Annotated in this window: 25 protein-coding genes and 1 pseudogene; 12 read left to right on the forward strand and 14 right to left on the reverse strand. The window is 69.7% G+C overall.

Going from position 1 to position 26,271, the window contains the following annotated elements; genetic code table 11:
* Positions 1–94 precede the first annotated feature (94 nt).
* The 3 genes from ACFWBD_RS02830 to ACFWBD_RS02840 are packed head-to-tail and all read right to left on the reverse strand — an operon-like array spanning position 95 to position 1,613.
* Positions 95–283 carry a hypothetical protein gene (locus ACFWBD_RS02830; protein ID WP_385661691.1) on the reverse strand — a complete coding sequence of 63 codons (189 nt, stop codon included), beginning with the start codon at positions 281–283 and terminating at the stop codon, positions 95–97.
* On the reverse strand, positions 280–1,074 hold the full coding sequence (locus ACFWBD_RS02835; RefSeq protein ID WP_385661694.1) for a GntR family transcriptional regulator: 795 nt from the start codon (positions 1,072–1,074) through the stop codon (positions 280–282). Before ACFWBD_RS02835 ends, ACFWBD_RS02830 begins: the two co-directional genes overlap by 4 nt.
* Entirely contained in the window at positions 1,071–1,613 is a 543-nt protein-coding gene (locus tag ACFWBD_RS02840; RefSeq protein ID WP_385661697.1) for a GntR family transcriptional regulator, read from the reverse strand. The genes ACFWBD_RS02835 and ACFWBD_RS02840 overlap by 4 nt, the downstream gene beginning before the upstream one ends.
* A gap of 181 nt (positions 1,614–1,794) precedes the next feature.
* Between ACFWBD_RS02840 and ACFWBD_RS02845 the strand changes: the two genes are divergently transcribed.
* Complete coding sequence (locus ACFWBD_RS02845; protein WP_385661699.1) at positions 1,795–2,196, forward strand: ATP-binding protein; 402 nt, start codon at positions 1,795–1,797, stop codon at positions 2,194–2,196.
* A gap of 40 nt (positions 2,197–2,236) precedes the next feature.
* Here ACFWBD_RS02845 and yjfF read toward each other — a convergent pair whose 3' ends face one another.
* From yjfF to ACFWBD_RS02875, 6 genes are all read right to left on the reverse strand, one after another.
* A complete protein-coding gene (gene yjfF / locus ACFWBD_RS02850) occupies positions 2,237–3,259 on the reverse strand; it encodes a galactofuranose ABC transporter, permease protein YjfF (RefSeq protein WP_385661702.1) in 1,023 nt (340 codons plus the stop codon).
* Complete coding sequence (locus ACFWBD_RS02855; RefSeq protein ID WP_385661705.1) at positions 3,259–4,380, reverse strand: ABC transporter permease; 1,122 nt, start codon at positions 4,378–4,380, stop codon at positions 3,259–3,261. Before ACFWBD_RS02855 ends, yjfF begins: the two co-directional genes overlap by 1 nt.
* Positions 4,377–5,921 carry a sugar ABC transporter ATP-binding protein gene (locus ACFWBD_RS02860; RefSeq protein ID WP_385661708.1) on the reverse strand — a complete coding sequence of 515 codons (1,545 nt, stop codon included), beginning with the start codon at positions 5,919–5,921 and terminating at the stop codon, positions 4,377–4,379. The genes ACFWBD_RS02855 and ACFWBD_RS02860 overlap by 4 nt, the downstream gene beginning before the upstream one ends.
* A 95-nt stretch (positions 5,922–6,016) precedes the next feature.
* Positions 6,017–7,024, reverse strand: coding sequence for an ABC transporter substrate-binding protein (locus tag ACFWBD_RS02865; RefSeq protein WP_385661711.1), 1,008 nt, complete (start codon positions 7,022–7,024; stop codon positions 6,017–6,019).
* 133 nt (positions 7,025–7,157) lie between these two features.
* On the reverse strand, positions 7,158–8,204 hold the full coding sequence (locus ACFWBD_RS02870) for a LacI family DNA-binding transcriptional regulator (RefSeq protein ID WP_385661713.1): 1,047 nt from the start codon (positions 8,202–8,204) through the stop codon (positions 7,158–7,160).
* A gap of 495 nt (positions 8,205–8,699) precedes the next feature.
* On the reverse strand, positions 8,700–9,548 hold the full coding sequence (locus ACFWBD_RS02875) for a hypothetical protein (protein ID WP_385661716.1): 849 nt from the start codon (positions 9,546–9,548) through the stop codon (positions 8,700–8,702).
* Positions 9,549–9,804: 256 nt separating this feature from the next.
* Between ACFWBD_RS02875 and ACFWBD_RS02880 the strand changes: the two genes are divergently transcribed.
* From ACFWBD_RS02880 to ACFWBD_RS02910, 7 genes are all read left to right on the forward strand, one after another.
* Positions 9,805–10,965, forward strand: a complete 1,161-nt coding sequence (locus ACFWBD_RS02880; protein ID WP_385661719.1) for a mandelate racemase/muconate lactonizing enzyme family protein — start codon at positions 9,805–9,807, stop codon at positions 10,963–10,965.
* Entirely contained in the window at positions 10,962–11,966 is a 1,005-nt protein-coding gene (locus ACFWBD_RS02885; RefSeq protein WP_385661722.1) for a zinc-binding dehydrogenase, read from the forward strand. The genes ACFWBD_RS02880 and ACFWBD_RS02885 overlap by 4 nt, the downstream gene beginning before the upstream one ends.
* A 119-nt stretch (positions 11,967–12,085) precedes the next feature.
* Positions 12,086–13,057 (forward strand): hypothetical protein, encoded by a 972-nt coding sequence (locus ACFWBD_RS02890; protein ID WP_385661725.1) that lies wholly within the window; start codon positions 12,086–12,088, stop codon positions 13,055–13,057.
* Between the two features lie 150 nt (positions 13,058–13,207).
* On the forward strand, positions 13,208–14,317 hold the full coding sequence (gene chvE / locus ACFWBD_RS02895) for a multiple monosaccharide ABC transporter substrate-binding protein (RefSeq protein WP_385661727.1): 1,110 nt from the start codon (positions 13,208–13,210) through the stop codon (positions 14,315–14,317).
* A gap of 32 nt (positions 14,318–14,349) precedes the next feature.
* Positions 14,350–15,900 (forward strand): multiple monosaccharide ABC transporter ATP-binding protein, encoded by a 1,551-nt coding sequence (mmsA, locus tag ACFWBD_RS02900; RefSeq protein WP_385661729.1) that lies wholly within the window; start codon positions 14,350–14,352, stop codon positions 15,898–15,900.
* Positions 15,897–17,141 (forward strand): multiple monosaccharide ABC transporter permease, encoded by a 1,245-nt coding sequence (gene mmsB, locus ACFWBD_RS02905; RefSeq protein WP_385661730.1) that lies wholly within the window; start codon positions 15,897–15,899, stop codon positions 17,139–17,141. The genes mmsA and mmsB overlap by 4 nt, the downstream gene beginning before the upstream one ends.
* A 278-nt stretch (positions 17,142–17,419) precedes the next feature.
* Positions 17,420–19,132: a pyridoxal phosphate-dependent aminotransferase gene (locus ACFWBD_RS02910; RefSeq protein WP_385661732.1), complete on the forward strand. Its 1,713-nt coding sequence runs from the start codon at positions 17,420–17,422 to the stop codon at positions 19,130–19,132.
* A gap of 98 nt (positions 19,133–19,230) precedes the next feature.
* Here ACFWBD_RS02910 and ACFWBD_RS02915 read toward each other — a convergent pair whose 3' ends face one another.
* Positions 19,231–20,229 carry an arabinan endo-1,5-alpha-L-arabinosidase gene (locus ACFWBD_RS02915; RefSeq protein WP_385662258.1) on the reverse strand — a complete coding sequence of 333 codons (999 nt, stop codon included), beginning with the start codon at positions 20,227–20,229 and terminating at the stop codon, positions 19,231–19,233.
* Positions 20,230–20,556: 327 nt separating this feature from the next.
* On the opposite strand from ACFWBD_RS02915, the gene ACFWBD_RS02920 reads away from it, so the two are divergent.
* On the forward strand, positions 20,557–21,324 hold the full coding sequence (locus ACFWBD_RS02920; RefSeq protein WP_385661735.1) for an intradiol ring-cleavage dioxygenase: 768 nt from the start codon (positions 20,557–20,559) through the stop codon (positions 21,322–21,324).
* A 57-nt stretch (positions 21,325–21,381) separates the two neighbouring features.
* Here ACFWBD_RS02920 and ACFWBD_RS02925 read toward each other — a convergent pair whose 3' ends face one another.
* The gene (locus ACFWBD_RS02925; protein ID WP_385662260.1) at positions 21,382–22,236 is read right to left on the reverse strand and encodes an FAD-dependent oxidoreductase; all 855 of its coding nucleotides are present in this window, start codon (positions 22,234–22,236) and stop codon (positions 21,382–21,384) included.
* Positions 22,237–22,470: 234 nt separating this feature from the next.
* Between ACFWBD_RS02925 and ACFWBD_RS02930 the strand changes: the two genes are divergently transcribed.
* The gene (locus tag ACFWBD_RS02930; RefSeq protein WP_385661738.1) at positions 22,471–23,718 is read left to right on the forward strand and encodes an esterase/lipase family protein; all 1,248 of its coding nucleotides are present in this window, start codon (positions 22,471–22,473) and stop codon (positions 23,716–23,718) included.
* Between the two features lie 147 nt (positions 23,719–23,865).
* Here the strand turns inward: ACFWBD_RS02930 and ACFWBD_RS02935 are convergent, their stop codons facing one another.
* The 3 genes and pseudogenes from ACFWBD_RS02935 to ACFWBD_RS02945 all read right to left on the reverse strand — a co-directional run bounded on the left by ACFWBD_RS02935 (position 23,866) and on the right by ACFWBD_RS02945 (position 25,073).
* Positions 23,866–24,396 carry an IS5 family transposase gene (locus ACFWBD_RS02935; RefSeq protein WP_385661740.1) on the reverse strand — a complete coding sequence of 177 codons (531 nt, stop codon included), beginning with the start codon at positions 24,394–24,396 and terminating at the stop codon, positions 23,866–23,868.
* A pseudogene (locus ACFWBD_RS02940) lies at positions 24,392–24,582 on the reverse strand (leucine zipper domain-containing protein); the annotation flags it as partial. The pseudogene ACFWBD_RS02940 and the gene ACFWBD_RS02935, both read right to left, overlap by 5 nt.
* An 8-nt stretch (positions 24,583–24,590) precedes the next feature.
* On the reverse strand, positions 24,591–25,073 hold the full coding sequence (locus ACFWBD_RS02945; protein ID WP_385661743.1) for an ATP-binding protein: 483 nt from the start codon (positions 25,071–25,073) through the stop codon (positions 24,591–24,593).
* 126 nt (positions 25,074–25,199) lie between these two features.
* Between ACFWBD_RS02945 and ACFWBD_RS02950 the strand changes: the two genes are divergently transcribed.
* Together ACFWBD_RS02950 and ACFWBD_RS02955 are read left to right on the forward strand one after the other, a co-directional pair.
* Entirely contained in the window at positions 25,200–26,021 is an 822-nt protein-coding gene (locus tag ACFWBD_RS02950; RefSeq protein ID WP_385661745.1) for a helix-turn-helix domain-containing protein, read from the forward strand.
* Positions 26,018–26,260 (forward strand): DUF397 domain-containing protein, encoded by a 243-nt coding sequence (locus tag ACFWBD_RS02955; protein WP_385661747.1) that lies wholly within the window; start codon positions 26,018–26,020, stop codon positions 26,258–26,260. Before ACFWBD_RS02950 ends, ACFWBD_RS02955 begins: the two co-directional genes overlap by 4 nt.
* The last annotated feature ends 11 nt before the right edge of the window (positions 26,261–26,271 follow it).

The following is a 26,271-nucleotide window of genomic DNA, read 5'->3' on the forward strand; positions in this document are numbered from 1 at the left end:
GCCGCTCAGGCCCGCCTCAGTCGTCCGGTCCCGACTCAGCCGCCCCTCCCCCCGACTCATCCACCCAGGCCCGCCTCAGCCGCCCAGGCCCGCCTCAGTCGTCCGAGTCCGACTTCCCGCTCGTACGGTCCGTGCGGTTCGCTCCGCGGACCAGTTCGCCTGCCGCGAGGGTCACGACCGCCACGGCACGCGTCCAGCGCGGGCCGCCTCGCGCCGCCCACCAGACACAGGCACAGCCGCCGAGGACGAACACCAGGATCCCCGTCAGGGCGAGCACGATCATGCTCCTCCCGCTCCTTCCCCCGTGAACTCGTACTGCAGTTCGTACAGATGGCCCGCCTTCACCATCACGGTGGCCTCGACGGGCCGGTCGCCGTCGCTGTGGATCACGCGCAGGGTGCGCAGGACCGGCATGCCGCCGGTGAGGCGGAGGGCCTGGTACTGGGCCTGGGTGGGGACCCGGGCGGAGACCCGGTCCGTGCTGCGGCGGGGCGGGTGGCCGAGCTCGGTCAGCAGGGCGGGAGTGCCGCCCCTGATCCTGCGCCGCTCGGCCAGCGGCGTACCCCGGGCGATGTCCAGCGGGTAGTAGGACTCGACGAGTTCGGCCGGCTCGTCGTCGACGAGAAGTATCTGGCCGCGGAGCAGCGCGATGCCGTCCGCCGGGAGGCCGAGGGCGGCGCGGACGTCGGCGGGCGGGCGGCTCTCGGCCACGTCGAGAAGCTTTATGCGGGCGTGTGTGCCGTGCTTGGCCGCCTCGGCGAGCCAGCGGTAGGGCGCTCCGGGGCTGCCCGGCCTCATGAGCGTGGCGGGCCGGACGGTGCGCTGGCGGTGCTCGCGGACGGTGACGGCGGCGCCCGCCCGGCCGACCACCAGGCGTTCCTCCTTGAGGAGCCGCAGGGCCTTCTGGACCGTGGCGCTCGACGCCTCGAAGCGTTCCTTGAGCTGGGCGGTGGTGGGCAGGTTGGCGCCGGGCGCGAGCTCTCCGGTCATGATGTCGTCGCGCAGATCGGCCGCGATCCGCTCGTGCAGGGAACGGCGGTCGACGGCTTCCGGGTCTGCCTTGGGCACGGTCATCCGATCCTGATCTGGTAGCGCAGCCTCTGCCGTAGGGCAGGCATCACCATACGGTCGACCTGGATCGGCCGGTCTGCGTGGTCCAGCGTGAGCCGGACGAGCCGCAGGACCGGTTCCTCGGGGGCGGTCCGCAGGGCCCGGCGCTCCCCCTCGTCCGGGATCCCGGCCGCCACGTCCTCCCGCACGAGGGCGCCGACGTGACCGAGCTCGGCGAGCAGGGTGAGGGCTCCGCCGGGGATCTTGGCGGTCCCGGCGAGACGGGTGCCCGCGGCTATGGCCGTCGGGTAGTACGTGTCGGTGAGCTCGCTGGGCTCCTCGTCGAGGAGGATCAGCCGCCGGCGTACGACGACCGGTTCGCCCTCGGGGACGCCGAGCAGCGCCGCCACGTCGGCGGGGGCGGGCACCTCACCGGCGTACAGGATGCGCTGGGTGCCGCGCCGCCCCTGTGCCGCGGCCTCGGCCGCCCAGGCGTCGCCCCGCCCGGTGCCCCGTGGCGTCAGATACGGCAACGATGTGCTGATCCATCCGCTCGCACCCACGACCCCTCCTGTACGGCCGACCGTTCTTTCGACCCTGCCGCCCTACACGGTAGGCGACCTGGCTCATCCGCCGACCGCCACCCTCAGCCACCCTCAACCCCCCTTCACTCCCTTGTTACCTTTCGCGAATAACAGTAAGGTTTCGCCGCAGGACGCCCCAGAACCACCGGAGGTGCCCCCCGTGCCCCTGTCACGGCAACGTCGTTTCCCCCGCTCGCGCGCCTCCGTGCGGGCCGCCCGGGTCTTCGTCCACCAGGTACTGAGCGACTGGGACCGCGTCGACCGGCTGGACGACATAGAGCTGTGCGTGTCGGAACTCGCCACGAACGCCCTGCTGCACGGGGTGCCCCCCGGCCGGCAGTACTGCGTGACCCTCACCCTCGACGGCCCCCTGGTCCGCCTCGCCGTGCGCGACACCGGTGACCGTCCCGTGCCCGCGTGCCCGCCGGCCCCCGACGCCTGCTCGGGCCGGGGCCTGCACCTGGCCCGCGAACTGGCGGACGACCTGGGCATCACCGAACACCCCGTCGGCAAGACGGTGTGGGTGACCTTCAAGACGGAGTACCGGCCCGGCACACCCTGACGACGGCTCCCGGCCCCCGGGCCGGGAGCGTCGCATCGGCTCAGGTCTTCTTGCGGGTCGTCATGAAGCGCTGGACCAGGATGAACGCGCACAGCAGCACACCGGTGGCGATCTTCGTCCACCAGGAGCTGAGCGTGCCCTCGAACTGGATGATGCTCTTGATCAGGCCCAGCACCAGCACACCGAACAGGGTGCCCAGCACATATCCGGAGCCGCCCGTCAGCAGCGTGCCGCCGATGACCACCGCGGCGATCGCGTCGAGTTCCATACCGGTCGCGTGCAGCGGGTCGCCGGACTGGATGTACAGGGTGAAGAGCAGTCCGGCCAGCGCCGAGCAGAATCCGCTCACGGTGTACACGGCGATCTTCGTGCCGCCCTGCGGGAGGCCCATCAGCATGGCCGACTGCTCGTTGCCGCCGATGGCGTACACCCGGCGCCCGAAGCGGGTGTAGTGCAGGACGTAGAACGCCACGGCGAGGACGACCAGCGAGACGATCGCGCCGATCGACAGGAAGCCCATCCCCAGCGACACCTGCGCCTGGGCCATGCTGCTCACCGAGGAGTCGCTGATGGAGATCGACTCCTTGCTGATGACCAGGCACAGGCCGCGGAAGAGGAAGAGGCCGGCGAGGGTCACGATGAAGGGCTGGATCTCGAAGTTGTGGATCACGTAGCCCATCAGGAAACCGCCGAGCGCGCCCACGCCCAGCGCCATGGGGATCACCAGCAGCAGCGGCAGCCCCTGGCGCTCCACCAGCCAGGCCGTGAACATCGTCGTGAAGCCGATCATCGAGCCCACGGACAGGTCGATGCCGCCGGACAGGATGACGAAGGTGACACCGACCGCGGCGACCAGCAGATAGCCGTTGTCGATGAACAGGTTCAGGAAGACCTGCGGTTCGCCGAACCCGTAGTTCTGGTACCGGCTCAGGCCCACGCCGTACATCAGCAGGAAGAGCAGGGCCGTCACCGCGACGGGCAGCCGCCGGTCGCCGAGCAGGCGCGCGGCCTTGGACGGGGTACGGCTGTCGGAGGCCGTGGGGCTCTGGGTGGTCGCGCTCATCACGACACCTCCATCTTGGGGGCGGCCTCGGACGCCGCGGCGGGGTCCGCCGGGGCCGCGGCCTGCTTGCCGCTTCCCTTCGCGCCGGGTCCGGAGCCGAACCTGGCGCCGAACACCTTGGCGCGGAACTTCGGGGACTGGAGCAGGCAGACGACGATGACGACGGCGGCCTTGAAGACCAGGTTGGTCTGGGTCGGCACGCCGATGGTGTAGATCGTGGTGGTCAGGGTCTGGATGACGAGGGCGCCGACCACCGTGCCGCCGACGGAGAACCGGCCGCCCAGGAGCGAGGTGCCGCCGATCACCACGGCGAGGATCGCGTCGAGTTCGATCCACAGGCCGGCGTTGTTGCCGTCGGCGGCCGAGGTGTTGGAGCTGATCATCAGGCCGGCGATGCCCGCGCAGAGCGCGCAGAACGCGTACACCATGATCTTGATGCGCCGGGACCTGATGCCCACCAGGCGGCTGGCCTCGGCGTTGCCGCCGACCGCCTCGACCAGCAGGCCGAGTGCCGTGCGGCGGGTCAGCACCACGGTGACGGCCACGACCGCGGCCACCACGAAGATCGAGAACGGCAGGGTCAGCCAGTAGCCGCCGCCGATCAGCTTGTACGGCTCGCTGTTGATGGTGATGATCTGGCCGTCGGTGATCAGCTGGGCGACACCGCGCCCGGCGACCATGATGATCAGGGTGGCGATGATCGGCTGGATGCCCATCCTGGCGACCAGGAAGCCGTTCCACAGACCGCAGACGACCGCGGCCAGCAGGCCCAGGCCCATGGCGAGCAGCACCCCGGACAGGGCGCCCTGGTCGGACCGGTCGCTGATGTACGAGCAGGCCAGTGCCCCGGTGATGGCGACCACGGCGCCGACGGAGAGGTCGATGCCGCCGGTGGCGATGACCAGGGTCATGCCGACCGCCACCAGGATGAGGGGCGAACCGAACAGCACGATCGAGACGAGGCTGCCGTAGAGGTGGCCGTCGGCCATCCGGACGGAGAAGAAGTCGGGGGTGAAGGGCACGTTGACGAGCAGCAGCAGGACCAGGACCGCTACCGGCCAGAACAGGTGGTGGTGGGTCAGCGCCCGCCACCGGGAAGAGGTGGTCGACGAGGTGGTCACTGGTGCTCTCCGCTCGCGATGGTCTCCAGGATCCGGCTCGTGGTGATCTCGGGTCCGTTGGTGATCTGCGCGACCAGCCGGCGGTCGCGCAGCACTCCGATGGTGTGACTGAGCCGGAGGACCTCCTCCAGCTCGGCCGCGATGTACAGCACCGACATGCCGTCCTCGGAGAGCGATACGACGAGCTTCTGGATCTCCGCCTTGGCTCCGATGTCGATGCCACGCGTCGGCTCGTCCAGGATCAGCAGCTTCGGCTGGGTGATCAGCCAGCGGGCCAGCAGCACCTTCTGCTGGTTGCCGCCGCTGAGCTGGCCGACCCTGGCCTCGGGGTTGGCGGGGCGGATGTCCAGCGCCTTGATGTACTTGGCGACGAGTTCGTCGCGCTGGGCGACCGGGATGGGCCGGGTCCAGCCGCGCGCGGCCTGCAGGGCCAGGATGATGTTCTCCCGCACCGTCAGGTCGGGCACCAGCCCCTCGCTCTTGCGGTTCTCGGAGCAGAAGGCGACCCCGGCGCCGATCGCGTCGTTCGGGGCGCTCATCGAGACCTGCCTGCCGCCGATGGACACCTTGCCGGCGTCCGGCTGGTCGGCGCCGAAGAGCAGCCGGGCGAGTTCGGTCCGGCCCGATCCGAGCAGGCCGGCGAGCCCGATCACCTCGCCCTTCCTGATCTCCATGTCGAACGGGGCGATGCCGCCGGTCCGGCCGAGGCCGTCCGCCACGAGCAGCGTCTCGCCCGCGTCGGAGTGCAACTGGTGTTCGTGGAGCTCGTCCAGCTGGCCCATGGCCTTGCCGAGCATGAGCTGGACGAGGCCGACCTGGTCGAGGTCGCTCACCATGTGCTCACCGACGAGGGTGCCGTTGCGCAGTACGGTCATCCGGTCGCAGACCTCGTAGATCTGGTCCAGGAAGTGCGAGACGAACAGGATCGCGACGCCCTCGTCCCTCAACCGCCGCATCAGCGCGAAGAGTTGGAGGACCTCGTCCCGGTCGAGGCTGGAGGTCGGCTCGTCGAGGATCAGCACCTTGGTGCCCGGCCCCTCGCCGCCGCCCGCGCCGTCGCCGGTGCCCAACGACCGGACGATCGCGACCAGTTGCTGGACGGCCAGCGGGTACGAGGACAGGGGGGCGGTGACGTCGATGTCGAGTCCGAGCCGGTCCACCAACTCCGCCGCCCGCCGGCGCAGTTGCTTCCACTGGATGCGGCCCATCCGGGTCGGTTCCCGCCCGATGAAGATGTTCTCCGCCACCGACAGGTTGGGGCAGAGGTTGACCTCCTGGTAGACGGTGCTGATCCCGGCCTGCTGGGCCTCCAGCGGGCTGGCGATCCGCACGGCCCTGCCGTCCAGCGTGATCGTCCCGCCGTCGAGGGAGTAGACCCCCGTGAGCACCTTGATGAGGGTGGACTTGCCCGCGCCGTTCTCGCCCATCAGCGCGTGGATCTCGCCGGGGAAGAGCCGGAAGTCGACGTCCGACAGAGCCCGTACCCCCGGAAACTCCTTGACTATGCCCGTCATTTCCAGGACGGGCCGTGGCTCTGCCATGGCAGCGCTCCTCGTGAGTTCTGTTCAGGCCCGCAGGGAGCCCCGGGACCGACGGATCGGTCGGCCGGAGGCTCCCTGCCGGTGGGTGCGGTCGGTCAGTACTTGCGGCTCGGGAGCGCGGCCGCGGCCTGGTCCTGCATGAAGTCGCCCTCCTTGGTCTTGATCCAGCGCTCGACCGTCTCGCCGTCCTTGACCTTCTTGACGACGTCCATCAGCTGCGGGCCGAGGAGCGGGTTGCACTCGACGATGGCGTTGATCTTGCCCTCGGACATGGCCACGAAGCCGTCCTTCACGCCGTCGATCGAGACGATCAGGATGTCCTTGCCGGGCTTCTTGCCGGCCGCCTCGATGGACTGGATGGCGCCGATGGCCATGTCGTCGTTGTGCGCGAAGAGGACGTTGATGTCCGGGTTGGACGTGAGGAAGGCCGCCATGACCTGCTTGCCGCCGGCGCGGGTGAAGTCACCGGTCTGGCTGACGACGACCTTCCAGTCGCTCGCGTGGTCGGCGTCCATGACCTCCTTGAAGCCCTTGGCGCGCTCGATCGCCGGGGCGGCGCCGGTGGTGCCCTCCAGCTGGGCGATCTTCACCGCGCCCTTGAGCCCGGCCTTCGCGATGACCTTCTCGAGGATCTTGGCGGCGCGGCGGCCCTCGTCGGTGAAGTCGGAGCCGACCAGCGTCACGTACAGGGACTCGTCGGAGGTCTCGACGGAGCGGTCGGTGAGGACCACCGGGATCTTCTTGGCCTTGGCCTCCTTCAGCACCGCGTCCCAGCCGGTGACGACCACCGGCGAGAAGGCGATGACGTCCACTCCCTGGGTGATGTAGCTGCGGATCGCGGAGATCTGGTTCTCCTGCTTCTGCTGGGCGTCGGAGAACTTGAGGGTGTAGCCCGCCTCCTTGGCCGCCGCCTTCACCGAGTCCGTGTTGGCGCTGCGCCAGCCGCTCTCCGAGCCGACCTGGGAGAAGCCGAGGGTGATCGCCTTGCCGCCGTCCCCGGAGGAGCTGCCGGACGCGTTGTCGTCCTCCTTGGCGCAGGCCGCCAGGCCGCCCGCCGCCGCCACGCCGACCGCCGCGGTGAGGAAGTTTCTTCTGCTGAGCATGTTCTTCTCCTTTGAAGAGCCGGCCCGGGGATGGACCTGCTGGTACTCGAGGAACCGGCCGCGCCGCGTCCAGCCTGTCGATCACTGTTCGGCATTTCGGCCACACTGCTGGTCAGGGGTCCGACGGGGTCCGTCAGAGGGGTGCGCCCTCCGGTTGAGCGGCGCTCGGGAAAGTGCTTGCGCGTACGACGAGTTGGGGTTCGATCGCGATCCGGGGCGTGGCGGCGGCCGGCCGGCCCTCGATCTGCTCCAGGAGCAGCGCGATGCCTCGCTGGCCCACCGTGGAGAAGTCCTGCCGGACGGTGGTGAGCGGCGGAGCGAAGAACTCCGACTCCGGGATGTCGTCGAAGCCGACCACCGCGACGTCCTGCGGAGTCCGGACGCCCGCCTCCCGCAGGGCCCGCAACACCCCCAGCGCCATCTGGTCGTTGGCGACGAAGACGGCGGTCAGTCCGCGGCCCACCCAGCCGGCCAGTTCCTGGCCCGCGCGGTAGCCCGACAGCGGACTCCAGTCCCCCCGCAGCAGCATGGGCGGCTCGACGCCCGCCGCTTCGAGGGTCGCCCGCCAGCCGGCGGCCCGGTCGGCCGCCTCCTGCCAGTCCTCGGGTCCGGCGAGGTGCCAGACCGTGCGGTGACCGGCGGCCAGCAGGTGACCGGTCGCCAGCCGCGCCCCCAGGTGCTGGTCCACACCGACGCGGGGGATGTCCATGCCCGGCTCGCCGCCCACGACCACCACCGGGAAGGGATGGCGCAGTTCGGCCAGAGCGTCCACCGCCGACCGCTGCGGGGCGATGGCGACCACTCCCTCCACCCCGCCCTCGCTGAGGTGGTCCAGGGCCTCGGAGAGCTTCTCCATGGTCAGTTCGCGCAGACTGACCGTCGAGACGAGGTAACCCTCGGCGCGTGCCGCCTCCTCGAGCGCGAACAGCGTGCTGGCCGGCCCGTAGAGGGTGGTGTCGGAGGCGACCACGCCGAGCGTCCGGGTGCGCCGGGTGGCCAGGGCCCGGGCGGAGAAGTTGCGGCGGTAGCCCATCTCCTCGATCGCCCGCAGCACCCTGGCCCGGGTCTCGTCCCGCACGTTGGGGTGCTCCCCCAGCACGCGGGACACGGTCTGGTGGGACACGCCGGCCACCCGCGCCACGTCGGCCATGGTGGGCGGCCGGAGCCGGGTGTGTGTCACGGCCGCACCTCCTTGGCGCTCGTCTGCCGACAACTGCGGTAAGTCCTGCGGGGTGGGCGGATGGTTCCGCGCCGCCGGCTTCACTCCGGGACCCCGGTGGGCCCGACGACACCGGCGGGAAAGGCTGGTTGGGACGTTGCGGACACGACCGCTCGTACCTCCCCGTGCTGACGTCGTCGCCGACTGGTGAATGCGGAGGTCATTGTGAGCGCTAACAATTCACGGCGGTCAAGGGGGTTGCACGGGAACGTCGTCACGGTTCCATAACGCGCATGGCGGGGACGGCACATCGGCCCAGGTCACAGGCCGCAAGGCCGGTCGAGGCCGCACACCGGGCGGCGGCCCGACGACAGGCCGCGCGGCCGGAACATGCCCAACCCGCTTCACCACACATCGATTTCGGTCAAACCAGGGCGTCCGGCGCGCGGCCGTGGACGGCCCACATGAGTACCGCTCAGCGGGATCGGGTGCTGAGCGGCCCACTCCGGCGGAGCTCTACGAGCACCACCACAGGAAGCGCGTGCACGTCTGCGAGGGCGACGGGTCCGGGGACGCGTCCGGCGCCGAGGGGTCGGCGGTCGGGGTGGAGTCCGAGCCCGAGTCCGAGTCGGCCGGGGTCGATCCGGAGCTCGACCCGGAGGAGTCGGGGAGGGTGGCCGACTGGGCCTCCTTGTCCGGGCTCGGCCCGGCCGACTCGCCCTTCGCGGACTCCGACGCCGACGGGGAGGCGGAGGCGCTCGGGGAGGCCGAGGCCTTGTCCCCGCCTGTGCCGGTCCTGTCGTCCAGGGGCCGCGCCGACGGGCTCGGCCCCGACGAAGACCCGTCGACCTCGGACGCCTCTCCCCCGGCCGCCGCCGGGTTCCCGGGCGAGGTGAACCCCGGTGCGTCCACGCCGAGTTCGGCCAGGCTCAGGCCGCCGGCCGCGAGCGCGAAGCCGACGGAGATCAGTACGATGCGTTTGCGGCGTCGGCGGTGGGCCGAGGCCTTGCGGTCGCGGCGACTCGCGTCCGGCGCGGTGGCCGCGCCCTGGGGGCCGCGGCGGCCACCCCGGCCCTGCTCGCGGCGGCGCGCGGCCCGGCCCTGCGGCTCGCCGCTCTCGGCTCCGTGATCGTCGTGACCGTCCCGAGTCTCGCGGTCGTCCCGGTCGCCGTGAGCGTCCGCGTCGCCGTGAGCGCCGTGATCGTCCATGTCGCCGGGCGCCCGGTGCGCCGAGGTGTTCTGCGCGTAGGACTCCGGCCCGGGTGTGCCGGGCGGATACGCGCGTAGCTGTGGAGCAGGCGCGCCGCACCCCGGGCAGGCGAGGGCGCCGTTGAGGTGCCGTCGGCACGGGTGGCAGTAGTCCATGACGCGGGAAGACTAAGTTCCCGGACAGGCGCGTTCCCGGGTTCGCCTGTGAAAGTTGTGTGGGAACCGGCCATACCGGCGCGACAGTCCGAGTGACCTGGCCCACACCGGGACGGGCCGACTTTCGAAAGGAGTATCGAAACTATCGAAACCGTTACCTGTTCGACCCATTGACACTCGCCTCGCGCAATCCTTACTGTCTGCCCAGCATTTCGAACATGTGACGAAATCTCGAACAGCCGAAGGGTTAATTTCCGTGCGCATCACCGGAATCAGCACGCACGTGGTCGGGACGCCGTGGCGCAACCTGACCTACGTCCTGGTGCACACCGACGAGGGCATCACGGGTGTCGGAGAGACCCGCATGCTGGGTCACACCGACGCGCTGCTCGGCTACCTGAAAGAGGCCGAGGCCAACCACATTCTCGGTTCCGACCCATTCGCTGTCGAGGACCTCGTGCGCCGGATGAAGTACGGCGACTACGGGCGGGCCGGCGAGATCGTGATGTCGGGCATCGCCGTCGTCGAGATGGCCTGCTGGGACATCAAGGGCAAGGCCCTCGGCGTGCCCGTCTGGCAGCTCCTCGGCGGCAAGGTCACCGACAAGGTCAAGGCCTACGCCAACGGCTGGTACACCACCGAGCGGACCCCGGAGGCCTACCACAAGGCGGCCCAGGGGGTCATGGAGCGCGGCTACAAGGCGCTCAAGATCGACCCCTTCGGCACCGGGCACTTCGAGCTGGACCACCAGCAGACCCTGTACGCGGTCTCCCTCATCGAGGCCGTGCGCGACGCGATCGGGCCGGACGCCGAGCTGATGCTGGAGATGCACGGCCGCTTCTCCCCCGCCACCGCCGTGCGGCTCGCGAACGAACTCGCGCCCTTCAAGCCCGCGTGGCTGGAGGAGCCGTGCCCGCCCGAGAACCTGAAGGCTCTCGAGAAGGTCGCCGCCAAGGTCGACATCCCCGTCGCCACCGGTGAGCGCATCCACGACCGGGTCGAGTTCCGTGAGCTCTTCGAGAGCCAGGCCGTGGACATCATCCAGCCGGACGTCGGCCACATCGGCGGTATCTGGGAGACCAGGAAGCTGGCCGCCACCGCCGAGGCGCACTACGTGCTCGTCGCCCCGCACAACGTCGGCGGTCCGGTCCTCACCGCGGCCTCGCTCCAGGTCGGGTTCAGCTCCCCGAACTTCAAGATCCTCGAGCACTTCAACGACTTCGCCGACTCGGAGATCAAGAAGGTCGTCAAGGGGGCTCCCCAGGTCGTCGACGGCTACTTCGAGCTGTCCCACGCGCCCGGTCTCGGCGTCGAGCTCGACGTGGACGCCGCCGCCGAGTTCCCGCAGCAGCAGGCCCGTTTCGACCTCTGGGCCGAGGGCTGGGAACAGCGCAAGCCGAAGGGCAGCGCCAAGTGAGCACAGCCGTCGTCGTCGAGGCGCCGGGCGAGCACCGGCTCGTCCCGCACGAGCCGCGGCTGCCGGAACCCGGCGAGGCGCTCGTCCGCGTCCACGCCACCGGTATCTGCGGCAGCGACCGCGAGGTGTACCAGGGCAACCGGCCCGAGGGGTACGTCCGCTACCCGCTGACCCCCGGCCACGAGTGGTCCGGGACGGTCGAGGCGGTCGGCGCCGGGGTCCCCGAGTCGCTCGTCGGCCGCAAGGTCGTCGGTGAGGGCTTCCGCAACTGCCAGGTCTGCGACCGCTGCCACGCGGGCGAGACAACGTTGTGCACCGACGGGTACGAGGAGACCGGCTTCACCCAGCCGGGGGCCATGGCCGCCACCCTCACCCTCCCGGCCCGGCTGCTGCACGTCCTGCCGGACGACGCCGACCTCACCGCCGCCGCTCTGCTGGAGCCCGCCGCCTGTATCGCGGCCGCCGCGATCAAGGCGCACGCGCTGCCGGGCGAGAAGGTGGCCGTCGTCGGCACCGGGACGCTGGGCATGTTCGCCGTTCAGTTCCTGAAGGCGGGATCGCCCTCCGAGCTGTTGGTCGTGGGCACCCGGAACGACCGGGAGGGCCTCTCCCGGCAGTTCGGGGCGAGCGACTTCCGGACCAGGGACCAGGAGCTCCCGGACGACTTCGACGTCGTCATCGAGACCGCCGGGTCCGCGTCCGCCGCGCGGACCGCCGCCTCGCTGCTCCGGCGCGGTGGCCGGCTGGTCCTCACCGGGATCCCGGCGCCGGGCGCCGACGGGCTCGACCCGACGGACCTGGTCGTACGGCAGCTGGAGGTGCACACCGTCTTCGGGGCGCCGCCGGACGCCTGGTCGCACACCGTCCGGGTGTTCGGGGCCGGGCTGCTCGATCCGCTGCCGCTGGTCACGCACGAACTGCCGCTCGCCGAGTTCGCCGCGGCCATCGACCTGGTGGGATCAGGCGATCCGAAGGTGGGCAAGGTGCTGCTCAAGCCGTAACCCCTGAGCCGTACGCCGGTGCGGGGGCTACCTGACCGCCCCCGCACCGGCGTACACCCACACCATGTACGACCTGAGCCGCGAACCTTGACCGAAATATCGAACACGAAGGACGGCATGTGACCACCGACGCTTCCGCCACGGCAGCCCGTCGACCTGGTGAGCAGGCGCTCACCGCGCTCGGCCTGGGTGCGCCCGCCCTCGACCCCGCCGACGCCTCCGCCCACACCTTTCCGGGCGGCGGCCGCTGGCGCACCGAGGTCCCTTCGTGCGAGGGTCCCGAAGCGCTGGCCGTCATCCTCAAGGAAGCCTCGCGTCTCGACGTGCCGATCCACCGGATCAGCCAGGGCAGCGGCGTGTGGATGCTGACCGACGCCGAGATCACCGAGATGGTCGACGCCACCGGCGAGCGTGACATCGAGCTCTGCCTGTTCACCGGGCCGCGCGGCACCTGGGACATCGGCGGCTCGACCCGGACCGACTCCCGGGGCGGCGGGCTGCGCGCCCGCGGTCACGACGCCGTCGCCGGGTGCGTCGAGGACGCCGTCCGGGCGACGGAACTGGGCGTCAAGTGCCTGCTCGTCGCCGACGAGGGCGTGCTGTGGACGCTGCACCGCGCCCGTGCGGCCGGCATCATCCCGGCCGACACCACGCTGAAGGTGTCGGCGCTCATCGGCCCCGTCAACCCGGCTGCCTACGCGGTGTACGAGCAGCTCGGCGCCGACTCGGTCAACGTGCCCAGTGACCTCACCCTGGACCACCTCACCGAGATCCGCCGGGTGTCCGGCGCCCCCATGGACATGTACATCGAGGCCCCCGACGATCTCGGCGGCTACATCCGGATGTACGAGGTCGCCGAGCTGATCCGGCGCGGCGCACCGCTGTATCTGAAGTTCGGCCTGTCCAAGGCCCCGGGGATCTACCCGTACGGCCATCACATGCGGGATCTGGCGCTCTCCACCGCCCGGGAACGGGTGCGGCGTGGACGGCTCGCCCTCGACCTGCTCGCCCGTCACGGCGCGGACGGCGACATGGCTCCGATCGGCTCGCGGCTGCCGGGTGAACTCAAGCGGTTTGACATCCAGTCATAACGTTCCGGAAACCCCGCTTCACAGAAGCCGACACAGGCGCGCAGAATCCCACACACCGCTTCTCTACTTCTTCACTTCTTCCGGCGTCGCTCCGGGAGCGTCCTTCGCACCGCGATACCGACCCCTGCACACACATCAAGGATGATGATCATGCGCAACCGTAGAGTCTCCCTCGCCGCCATAGCCGGAGCCGCCTCCCTCGCCCTGACCCTGTCCGCCTGCGGCCAGAGCGGCGACGGCGGCAGCAAGGACGACAGTTCGGACAGCGCCAAGGGCGGGACGATCGGTATCGCGATGCCGACCAAGTCCTCCGAGCGCTGGATCTCCGACGGCGCCAACGTCGTCAAGGACCTCGAGGCCAAGGGCTACAAGACCAAGCTGGTCTACGGCGAGGACGACCCCGACCAGCAGGTCTCCCAGATCGAGAACCTGATCACGCAGGGCGTCAAGGCGCTGATCGTCGCGGCCATCGACAACAAGTCGCTGAACAACGTCCTGCAGCAGGCCGCCGACGCCAAGATCCCGGTCATCTCCTACGACCGGCTGATCCTCGGCACGAAGAACGTCGACTACTACGCGTCCTTCGACAACAGCAAGGTCGGCGAGCTCCAGGCCAACTACATCGTCGACAAGCTCGGCCTGAAGTCCGGCAAGGGCCCGTTCAACATCGAGCTGTTCGCCGGCTCCAACGACGACAACAACACCAAGTACTTCTTCAACGGCGCGATGAGCGTGCTCCAGCCGTACATCGACAGCAAGAAGCTCGTCGTCCAGTCCGGCCAGACCGGCCTCACCCAGGTCACCACCCTGCGCTGGGACGGCGCCACCGCCCAGAAGCGCATGGACGACATCCTCACCAAGTCGTACGGCAGCAAGAAGGTCGACGCGGTCCTCTCGCCGTACGACGGCATCTCCATCGGCATCCTGTCGGCGCTGAAGTCGGACGACTACGGCTCCGCGAGCAAGCCGCTGCCGGTCCTCACCGGCCAGGACGCCGAGCTGGCCTCGGTGAAGTCGATCATCGCGGGCGGCCAGACCCAGACCGTCTACAAGGACCTCCGTGAGCTGGCCAAGGTCGCCACGACCATGGTCGACGACGTCCTCAACGACAAGAAGCCCGAGACGAACGACACCAAGACGTACGACAACGGCACCAAGGTCGTCCCCGCCTACCTGCTCCAGCCGGTGAGCGTGGACAAGACCAACTACGAGAAGGTCCTCGTCGAGGGCGGCTACTACACGGCCGACCAGCTCAAGTAAGCGTCGACCCTCAAGGATTGGAAGGCACGACCATGGCGGGACCCGTCCTGGAAATGCGCTCGATCGTCAAGACCTTTCCCGGTGTGAAAGCGCTGTCGGACGTCACTCTGACCGTCCGCCAGGGCGAGGTCCATGCCATCTGCGGTGAGAACGGCGCCGGAAAGTCCACCTTGATGAAGGTGCTCTCCGGCGTCCATCCGCACGGCACGTACGAGGGCGAGATCCTGTTCGAGGGAGACACCGTCTCCTTCAAGGACATCCGGGCCAGCGAGCAGCGCGGCATCGTCATCATCCACCAGGAGCTGGCGCTGGTGCCGTACCTCTCCCTCGCGGAGAACATCTTCCTCGGCAACGAGCACGCCACGCGTGGGCTGATCAACTGGAACGACACCCTGCGGCACGCCTCCGAGCTGCTGCGCCGGGTCGGTCTGAGCGATCACCCCGAGACCCGCGTCGCCGACATCGGCGTCGGCAAGCAGCAGCTCGTGGAGATCGCGAAGGCGCTCTCCAAGAAGGTGAAGCTGCTCATCCTGGATGAGCCGACCGCGGCCCTCAACGACGAGGACAGCGACAAACTCCTGGATCTCATCCTGGAGTTGAAGAAGCAGGGCATCACCGCGATCATCATCTCCCACAAGCTCAACGAGATCCGCAAGGTCGCGGACTCGGTGACGATCATTCGCGACGGGCAGTCCATCGAGACGCTCGACGTGAAGTCGGCGGAGACGACCGAGGACCGGATCATCAGCGGCATGGTCGGCCGCGACCTCGACAACCGCTTCCCCGAGCGCACCGCGCACGAGGCGGAGTCGGGCGCGGCTCCGGCCCTGGAGATCCGCAACTGGACCGTGCACCACCCGATCGACCAGCAGCGCAAGGTCGTCGACGACGTGTCGATCCAGGTGCGGCGCGGGGAGATCGTCGGCATCGCGGGCCTGATGGGCGCCGGCCGCACCGAGCTCGCGATGAGCGTCTTCGGACGCTCCTACGGCCGGCACGCGGGCGGCACCGTCCTCAAGGACGGCAAGGAGATCCGTACGAAGACCGTCGCGGAGGCGGTCGGCCACGGGATCGCCTATGTCACGGAGGACCGCAAGCACTACGGCCTCAACCTCATCGACACGATCAACCGCAACATCTCGCTGACCGCGCTGGACAAGGTGGCCAAGCGGGGGATCGTCGACGAGCACGAGGAGCGGCAGGTCTCCGAGGGCTACCGCAAGTCCATGAACATCAAGGCGCCGACCGTCTTCGAGCCGGTGGGCAAGCTGTCCGGCGGCAACCAGCAGAAGGTCGTCCTCAGCAAGTGGATCTTCGCGGGTCCGGACGTGCTGATCCTGGACGAGCCCACGCGCGGTATCGACGTCGGCGCCAAGTACGAGATCTACACGGTCATCGACCAGTTGGCCGCCCAGGGCAAGGCGGTCGTCTTCATCTCCTCCGAGCTGCCCGAACTGCTCGGTATGTGCGACCGCATCTACACCATGGCCGCCGGGCGCCTCACGGGCGAGGTCCCGCGGGCCGAGGCCACGCAGGAAGTGCTGATGCGTCAGATGACGAAGGACAAAGAGGTAACGCGATGAGCACCGACGTGACCAAGAGCCCGGCCGCCGCGCCGCCCGGCAAGAGCGGCGGTTCCGCGACCGGCGGCGGCCTGCTCCAGCTGGTGGTGGACGGCCTGCGCCGCAACATGCGCCAGTACGGCATGCTGATCGCGCTCGGCCTGATCGTCGCGCTCTTCGCGGTCTGGACCGACGGCGACCTGCTGCTGCCGCGCAACGTCTCCAACCTGGTGCTCCAGAACAGCTATGTGCTGATCCTCGCGATCGGCATGATGCTGGTGATCATCGCGGGCCACATCGACCTGTCGGTCGGCTCGCTGACGGCGTTCATCGGCGCCTTCGCGGCCGTACTGACGGTCCAGCACGACATCTCGTGGCCCGTCGCGGTGGTGCTGTGCCTGATCGTGGGCGCGATCGCGGGCTCGGTGCAGGGCTTCTTCATCGCGTATCTCGGCATACCGTCGTTCATCGTCACCCTCGCCGGCATGCTGATCTTCCGCGGCATGACGGAGATCTTCCTGGAGGGCCAGACCCTCGGCCCGTTCCCCGACGGTCTGCAGAAGATGGGCAACGGCTTCCTCCCGGAGGTCGGCCCGACCACGAACTACCACAACATCACGCTGCTGCTGGGCCTCGCGGTGATCGTCATGGTGGTGCTCCAGGAGGTGCGCGACCGCAAGCGCCAGCAGGAGTTCTCGCTGGACGTCGTGCCGCGCAACCTGTTCCTGCTCAAGATCGTCGCCATCGTCGCCGCGGTGCTCACCGTCACGATGCTGCTCGCCAGCTACAAGGGCGCGCCGATCATCCTGCTGGTCCTGGGCGCGCTGGTGGTCGGCTACGGCTACGTGATGCGCAACGCCGTCTTCGGCCGTCACATCTACGCGATCGGCGGCAACCTGCCGGCCGCGAAGCTGTCCGGCGTCAAGGACAAGAAGGTCACCTTCCTCGTCTTCCTGAACATGGGCGCGCTCGCGGCCCTGGCGGGTCTGGTGGTCGCGGCCCGGCTGAACGCGGCCGGTCCCAAGGCGGGTCTGAACTTCGAACTCGAGGCGATCGCCTCGGCGTTCATCGGTGGTGCGTCCATGAGCGGCGGTGTCGGCACCGTCCTCGGCGCGATCATCGGTGGTCTCGTCCTCGGTGTGCTGAACAACGGCATGAACCTGCTCGGCGTCGGCAGCGACTGGCAGCAGGTCATCAAGGGCCTGGCGCTGCTCGCCGCGGTCGGTTTCGACGTCTGGAACAAGCGCAAGTCCGGTTCGTGACCGGTTCCCGGGTCAGGACGGGTTCCCGGCCGGGGACAGGTTCGTAGCCCAGGACAGGAAGGGCCCCGCCGGCGACGGCGGGGCCCTTTCCGCTGAGCCCCGGGCGCCACGGTCACGACCGCTTCACAGGCGACCCACAACCTCTTACCGATTCCTCAGCGATTGAACAGCGCCACTCAAACCTTCGTATGTAAGGGCGGCCCGCGCTCCCCCGCGCGGGCCACCCAATGACGACGGGCCCGGTCGTCCCCGCCGGGCCCGCCCCATACGGAGGTTCCATGGCCGACAACGTCTCCTCGTTGTTCCGCAACACCGCGGCGCACAGCCCGTCGATGGCGGCGCTGACGCGGGAGGGCGGCGAGGGTGTCGGCCCGGTGGACTTCTGTATCCCCTGCAACCCCTACTTCCCCACCCCGGCCATGATGGACACCATGGCCGCGCGACTGCGGGACATCATCACGTTCTACCCGAGCGGCGCCGACACGATCACGGCCGAACTGTGCAACCTGCTCCAGCTCCCGCCGCAGGCAGTGGCGATGGGCAACGGCTCGACCGAGCTGATCACCTGGATCGACCATCTGCTGGTCCGTGAGTCCCTCGCCGTCCCCGTCCCCACCTTCGGCCGCTGGACCGACCAGCCCATGGAGACCGGCAAGCGGGTCGACATGTTCCCGCTCCAGGAGTCCAGCGGCTTCGCCCTGGACCTCGCGCAGTACGCCGAGTTCATCCGGACCCGCGGCACCAAGGTCGCCGTCATCTGCAACCCGAACAACCCCGACGGCGGCTTCCTGCACAAGCACGCGCTCGTGCAGTTCATGGACGCGATGGCCGACCTGGACCTCATCGTCATCGACGAGTCGTTCCTGGAGTTCGCGGACGCGGAGCAGGAACCGAGCGTCGTGCAGGAGGCGATGATCCGGCCGAACGTCATCGTGCTGCGCAGCCTCGGCAAGAACTTCGGTCTGCACGGCATCCGGTTCGGTTACATGGTCTCCAACCCGTCGCTCGCCGGCCGGGTCCGCTCGATGCTCCCGAAGTGGAACCTCAACGCCTTCGCCGAGTACGTGGTGTTCATGCTGAAGGAGCACGGCCCCGAGTACGCGCAGAGCCTGATGCAGGTGCGCCGGGACCGGCTCGACATGGCGAGCCAGCTCAGCGCGCTGCCCGGGCTGACCGTCTACCCCTCCCAGGGGAACTTCCTCTTCGTGCGCCTTCCCGTCGGCGCCGAGGGCACCGTGGTCCGCGACCGGCTGCTCGCCGAGCACCGCATCCTGGTCCGCGAGTGCGGCAACAAGATCGGTTCGTCCAGCCGCTTCCTGCGGCTCGTGGTGCGCCCCCAGGTGGACGTTCGTCGCCTGGTGTCCGGCCTGGAACAGGTGCTCTACGGGACCAGGAGGGGAGCCGCCGTGCCCGAGCTGAGCAACGGGAACAGCTACAGCTCGGGCATGCCGGCGGTGGACCGGCTGGTCACCAACGGGGCCGGCATACCGGGCCTTGCCGCTCAGGCCATGGGTGTCGGTATGCCGGGGATGGTCGCGGCCGCCCCTCCGATGCCGATGCCCGTCCCCGCGATGGCCCCGGCGATGGCGCAGGCCACGCCGTCCGACGGCCTCGGGATGCCGCTGCCGGCCGCGGCACAGATCTTCCCCCAGCAGGTGCCCGCGCCGGCCCCGATGCCGGCTCCCGCCCCCGTCCCGGCCGCGGCTCCGCCGATGGCACCGGCGGCCGCGATGGCACCGGCCGCCATGGCCCCCCCTGCCATGAACCCCCCTGCCATGGCGCCCGCCGCGATGGCCCCCGCCGCGATGGCGCCCGCCATGGCTCCGGCCGCCGCCCCGCCGATGGGCCCGACCCCGCCCGGCGTCCCGGCCCGTGGCGGCCTCACGGCCGCCCAGGTCCGCGGCACCAACGGCCTGTCCCCCGCCGCGGCGACAGGCTGGCCGAACGCGCAGAGCTGGCCGAACGCGGCGGGCATGGGCCAGGCGGGATAGCGCACCCACGATGACGCCCCGTCAGGCCGAAGGCCTCACGGGGCGTCGCTCACGGCGGGTCGTCCGGTCGCCGGGCGGGCGGCGGCGCGGCCGACGGGTCAGTAGGCGACCGGCCAACCGCTGTTCCAGTTCAGGAGGTTGATGCCGAGCTTGGGTGTGCCGTTGTCGTTGCCGTCGTAGTAGTGGTAGACGATCAGGTCGCCGTCGGTGTCGTGCAGGATCGACTGGCCGCCGGGGCCGATGACGCTGCCGTGCGACTCCAGGACGGGCGTGCCGCCGTTGTTCGTCATCGCGACGCCGCTCTTGTCGTAGTACGGCCCGGTGACGGCGGTGGCGCGGCCGACCTTGACCTTGTAGGTGGAGCTGGTGCCGGCGCAGCAGGTGTCGTAGGAGGCGAAGAGGTAGTAGTAGCCGTTCCGCTTGACGACGTACGGCGCCTCGACGGCCTTGGTCCCGGTGGGGCGGGAGGCGATCGAGCGCCGGGCGGTGTCGGACGCCAGCTGCTTGCCGGTGGACGGATCGAGCCGGATCATCTTGATCCCCGTCCACCAACTGCCGAACGAGAGCCACCACTTGCCGTCGTCGTCCACGAAGAGGTTCGGGTCGATGGCGTTGTAGTCGCTGGACGCGGTAGAGGTGTAGACGGTGCCGTAGTCGGTCCAGGAGCCGGGGAGTCCGGTGCTCGAACCGGCCATTCCGATCGCGGACTTGCTGGATCCGAAGGTGGAGACGGCGTAGTACATCAGGTACTTGCCGCCCTGGTACGAGATGTCGGGCGCCCAGGCCTCGGTGGTGCCGTAGGAGGACCACCAGCCCGGCCGGGCGGAGAAGGCGTCGCCGCCCGCGCTGAACGCGACGCGGTCGGTGGAGGTGCGGTAGGACAGGCCGCCGCCGGTGGCGTAGAGGAGGTAGCGGCCGGCCGAGGTGCGGATCATCGTCGGGTCGTGCACGACCGTGGAGCCGGTGACCGTACCGGGGTTGGGGTACGCGGAGGCGGTGGACGGGGTCAGGGCGACCAGGACCGCCGCGGGGACGGCGAGCAGTGCGGCCCTTCGGGACCCGCGGGGCGTGCGGGAGGAACCGGGCGTGCGGGGCATGTGGGAGGAGCTGGGCGTGCGGGGCGTGCGGGAGGAGCTGGGCGTGCGGAAGATGCGGCTCATGCGGACGCTCCTTCAGTGGGGGTTTTGCCGTTCGTGATACCGAACAACAGTCGCGTCGTCGGACGGGACCGTAGAATCGAACCCCTTGCGCGTCAATGACCCGCGCGCGCACCCGAAAGTCTTCGAGAACCGGTGCGCCGCCGCGCGACAGCCGGGCGACACCGGACTCTTGTGTCGACACTTGCCCTGCAAGTAACTTGACGGCGTCTCACTTTGCCGAACTGACAGCCTTCCGACAGAAACTGTTTCTACGGTGTCGTGTTCATGACAGACACCTCAGATGCGCGCCCCTCTGTCGCGCGCCGTACCGTACTCGTCGCCTCGGGCGCGACCGCAGCGGCCCTGGCCGTAGGCGCCGCTGCCACGCCCGAGGCCCCCACCGCCGACGCGGCCGACACCGCCCCCGTCGCCGCCGCCGCCGTCTGCACCCTCACGAAGGAGATGACCGAAGGCCCCTATTACCTCGACGGACAGTACGTCCGCGCCGACGTCACCGAAGGCAAGGCGGGCATCCCGCTGAAGCTGACCCTCACGGTCGTCGACGACGACACCTGCGTGCCCCTGTCCAACGCCCTCGTGGAGATCTGGCACTCCGACGCCCTCGGCGAGTACTCCGGCTTCGTCGGCAACAACGGCCACAGCGAACCGGACGACGGCACCTTCCTGCGCGGCGGCGTCCTCACCAACTCCAGCGGCGTCGCGGCGATCACCACGATCTACCCCGGCTGGTACCGGGGCCGCTGCGTCCACATCCACGTCAAGGTCCACAAGAACGTCACCCTGACCTCGAACGGATCCTTCACCGGCGGCCAGGAGCTCCACACCGGCCAGCTCTTCTTCAACGAGACGATCACCACGGCCGTCGCGAGGATCTCCCCGTACTCGACCAACACGGTCACCCGCACCACCCTCGCCCAGGACTCCATCTACGACGAGGGAGGCGCCGCCTCGGGCCTCCTGACCCTGACGGCCCTGGGCAGCTCGACGTCCTCCGGGTACGCGGGCACGCTGACGCTCGGGGTCGAGAACTGACCTCGGCGACGCACCGTACGACCCGGACCGCATGACCCTCCTCTGATCGACTGGGCGTCACCGCAGCCGCGGTGGCGTCCAGTCGGCGTGCCGGAGGGGCCGCCGCAGGGTCGCTCCGGAGGGCGCCAGCCGCAGGACGCCGTTGCGGAGGGCCACGGCGAGGGGGTGGGTCAGCCCGTGCCCCATCCGGCCGGCCTGGCGGGCGGCGCGGGCCACGGACCGGCCGCGCCGCCGACGGACCGCGTCGTAGCGACGCAGCGCGGCGAGCGGATCGCGATGCCTGACGCCCGGCGGCGCGGTGAGCACCGCATGCCATTCGGCCCGTCCGTCGACGAACCGGATGTGGCCGAACCCGGTGCCCCTGCCCCAGGTCAGCTCGAGGTCGTGGAGCGGGTCGTGGAACGGGCGCTCGGTGACGGCCCGCAGGACCGTCGAACCGCTGTAGACGGCTCCGGGGTGCCGGGGGAACAGCTCGGCCCGCCGCCGACTGTCGAGACCGTCGGCGGCGACGACGAGATCGGCGTCGCGGCCCGCACCGCCGACGTCGGCCACCTCCACTCCGGTCCTCACCCGGCCGTCGGGCAGCGCCTCGCGCAGGACGCGGTGCAGGTCGGCGCGGAGGACGCCGACGACGGGTGTCCCGAGCCGGCGTTCCAGGGCCGCGCCGTCCATCCGGGACAGCACGCGGCCGTCGGGGGTGAGGGTGCCGCCCGTGTACACCGGCCGCACGGTGGCCCGTATCGCCTCGCCGACGCCGAGCGCGTCGAGCGCCCGCACCCCGTTGGCGTGCAGCAAGATTCCCGCGCCCACGTCGGCGAAGGCGGGGGCGCGTTCGAGGACCGTCACATCCCAGCCGATCCGGCGCAGCCCGATCGCGGCGGCCGGCCCGCCGATTCCTCCGCCGACGACCACCGCGCCGCGATGCGATCCATGCCCCACGCTCCCGCCGCCCGCCGCCCGCCGCCCGCCGCCGTGGCGAGCCTCCATGCTCGTCTAGGGCCTGTTGTGGAAGTGCTGGTCGCAGCCAAGAGTCATTTCATCCACGAAAGAGTGATTTTGCTGGTTTATGGCGTGGTTTGGATGCTCACGCCGAGACGATAACCGTGTTCGGTGTGATCGGCCGCTACACCAAGGAGTCGTCGAAGCATGTCCAAGCCTGTTGTCAGTATCTGGGGCACCCCTCCGGGGGCTCAGCCCGCGGCCGCGGAAGCGGCCCCCTGGGACACCGAGTGGGAGCTCCGCAACGGAACCGCCTGGGTCTTCCACCGCTCATCCGGCCAGACGGCCGTCCGGCGGCCCGTGATCCTCGCCGACGGCTTCGCCATGGGAGGGAGCAACGGCTACGAGCTGTTCGACGGCCTGGAGAACGGGGAGTACCCGTTCATCTCCACGCTGCGTGAGAACGGCTTCGACGTCATCCTCCTGGGCTTCAACGAACGCTCCGCATCCATTCTCGACAACGCCGACGTCGCGATCGAGTGCATCCGCAGGACGGTCGCCGACCGCGAAGGCGACGCCAGGCTGACGGTGGGCGGCTTCAGCATGGGAGGAATGGTCACCCGCTACGCCCTGGCCAAGATGGAAACGCAGGAGGAGGACCACGAGACCTCCACCTACCTCTCCTACGACACCCCGCACTGCGGGGCGTGGCTGCCCCTCGGAGTCCAGGCATTCGCCCACTTCGTGAAGAAACACTGGGGTGAGACCAACCCGCTCCTCAGGCTCTACTCCGACCTGGTCAACAGCCCGGCCGCACGCCAGATGCTCCGCTGGCACATCGAATCCGGCACCGAGGTCACCCTCGACGTCGCAGCCGGCCAGGACCGGAAACGGACCGACTTCCTGGAAGCACTCCACCGGGTTGGCGACTGGCCCCAGCGCCCCCGCCTGCTCGGTGTCGCCAACGGAACGGGCACCGGCGCCGGGAACAGCATCCCCGCCGACGACATCGCGATGGGCGCCGTCGGACCGAAGGTGAACGCCCAGCTGCGCACCCAGGGCCCCGGAAAACAGACCGTCGCCCAGATCGCGAAGGCACGCCAGGCCGCCGTTTCGATCAACACCATCGGCTTCCCCGAACTCGACGGCGCTCCCGGCGGCCTGTTCCCCAAGGCCCCGCTCCTGGAAGACGCCGCCAACTTCGGCATGGCCGCCATGCTGGCCGCGGTGATCAACGGGCAGAAGGGGAATCTCACCCACAACACCTCCACCTTCGTCCCCACCATCAGCGCCGTGGCATCGGCCGACATCGACGACCACACCGCCCTCTACACCAAGGTCGACCGCGAGAGCAGCGACCTCCACGACTTCCTCTGCGCCACCACCAACGAAGGCCACACCGTCATGACCCCGGAACTCGGCCAGTGGATCCTGGCCCAGCTCCAGGAAGCGTAAAGACCGGCGAGGACGTCTTCGGCGGCCTGGCTGTAACGCCGAACGCCAGCCGCTGACACGCCCCCGACGACGGCCTCGCCCCAAAGCACCACAAGGGCGAGGCCGTCGTCCCGTGCTACGGCCTACGGCCTGTTGTGAAGGTGCTGGTCACCGCCATTCGTTGATAGCTGCGACCAGTACGGTCGCTTCGTAGCGGACGGCAAGCTTGTCGTACCTCGTGGCGACGGCCCGGTGGCGCTTGAGTCGGTCGATCCCGCACTCGACCGCGTGCCGCTGCTTGTGGTCATCCTTGTCGAGCTTCGGCGGCCGCCCGCCACGCGAACCGAGCCCCAGCCGGTTTCGGACCCGGTCCGCAGGCACCGGAATCGTGGCCTTGATCCCACGTCTACGCAGGTAGGAGCGATTGCCGCGGGAGTCGTACGCCTTATCGGCCCGCACCCGGCCCGGCAGCTTGCGCGGCTTGCCCAAACCGATCCGGGGAACCCGGATCGCTTCCAGGACGGGCACGAACTGCGGGGAGTCCCCCCGCTGTCCGGCCGTGATCACGACAGCCAAGGGCTTCTGACCCTGCTCCACCGCAAGGCGGATCTTGCTCGTCAGACCACCCCGGGAGCGTCCGAGTCCGTGGTCGGCCGGCTCGACAAAGACCCCGCCAGGCGGCTCCTTCTGGAGATCCACCTTTTCGCAGGATGCGGACCTTGATGATCCGGCCTTCGGCGCGGGTCGGGGTGCGGCGCGGGCTCGTGTGCGGGCGGGAGGACAGATCCCGCATCCAGGACTCGCCGAGTCGCCGGTAGCGGTCGGCCCACCGCTGGCGGTGGCGGGCGAGACCTGGAAGCGTTCGGCGGCACGGCGAAGAGTCCACAGAACACCTAGGAGACCGGCAGACCCTTCGCGAGGATCAGCCAGTTGGGCACGTCGACCTCCGCCCGTACCGTCTTGCCCGGCGGCGGCTCCCGGTCCACCACCTCCCAGCGGGCGGCGAGCGCGTCGACGAGGAGCAGACCCCGGCCGGCCTCGTCGAGGGGGCGCGGTTCGGGTACGGCGCCGGGTCCGGGCGGACGCGGCCCACTGCGCGTGTCGGTGACCTCGATGCGGACGCTCCCGGGCGGGAAGGAAAGCCGCAGCTCGAAGTCCCGCCCGGGCACCCGCCCGTGGGTGACGGCGTTGGCGGCCAGCTCACCGACGATCACCGCGACCGCGTCGGAGACCTCCGCGCCGTACGGGATGCCCCAGGCGTGGAGCTGGTGCAGCGCGAGGCGCCTCGCCAGGCGGGCGCCGCGCGGGGTCGCACTGAGGCGCTGGGTGAACACACGTACGGTGAGCAGGGGTTGGGGGGAGGGGCGTGCAGTCATGGGGCAAATGTGACGGGTCCCTCCGGGGGCTCACCAGGTCGGAGCCGCGTACGCTCGCGCAGCGTACGCGATTACGGACTGGACAGTACCGATCACCCGGCGTGACCATGGGTGCGGGAGGTGGCCATGGTGGTCGACGGTGAGCCGGAGTCGTCGGACAGTATGCGAACGTTCGGGGCGGTGGTCCAGGCGTTGCGCGTGCATCACGGGCTGAGCAGGGAGGACTTCGGCAGCCGGGTGGGCTTCTCCAAACACACGGTGGCCTCCGTGGAGCTGGGCAGGCGTATGCCGGACGAGGACTTCGTCGAGGCGGCGGAGGGGGCCCTCGGGAACACGGGCGCGCTGCGGAGCGCGGCGGGCTTCCTGGAACGGCAGCCGGGACTGGCGTCCTGGTTCCGGCGGTGGGCGGGGCTGGAGAAGACGGCGATCACGCTCTACACGTACGAGTGCCGGATGATTCCGGGGTTGCTGCAGACGGAGGCGTATGCGCGAGCGCTGTTCACCGAGCAACTTCCTCCGCTGGACGACGAGGAAATCGAGGCCAAGTGGGCTGCGCGAGCGGAGCGTCAGCGGTTGCTGCGGGAGCGGCCGAACACGGCCTTCAGCTTCATCGTCGAAGAGCACGTGCTTCGACGCCGCACTGGCGGGGCAGAGCTCACGCACGAGGCAATTGAAGTCCTGTTGGAGATCGCCAAGTTGCGGAACGTTGAGATCCAGATCATGCCGGTGATCCAGGAGTCGCATGCGGGACTCGCTGGCCCGGTACAGCTGCTGGAGACGCCGAAGAACAAGTGGTTCGCCTACTGCGAAGGGCAGCGTGGCGGCCTGCTCGTCTCTGACCCGAAAGAGATCAGCCTCCTGCACATGCGCTATGCCAGGATGCGTTCACAGGCTCTCACTCCCAAAGACTCCAGGAGCCTGTTGCGGCAGATGCGAGGAGACCTATGAGCACGCCCGAACTGGCCTGGTTCAAAAGCAGTTACAGCAGCGGCGGCGACGGCGACTGCGTCGAGGTCGCGCTCGACTGGCACAAGTCCAGCTACAGCAGCAGCGGGGACGGCGACTGCATCGAAGTCGCCACCTGCCCCTCCCAGGTCCACGTCCGTGACTCCAAAGCCAAGGACGGCCCCGCGCTCGCTCTCTCCCCCACCGCGTGGGCCGAGTTCGTGGCCCACGCGGCGAGGTGACCCTGGGGTCG

Source organism: Streptomyces sp. NPDC060002 (assembly GCF_042737245.1).
Taxonomy (GTDB): domain Bacteria; phylum Actinomycetota; class Actinomycetes; order Streptomycetales; family Streptomycetaceae; genus Streptomyces.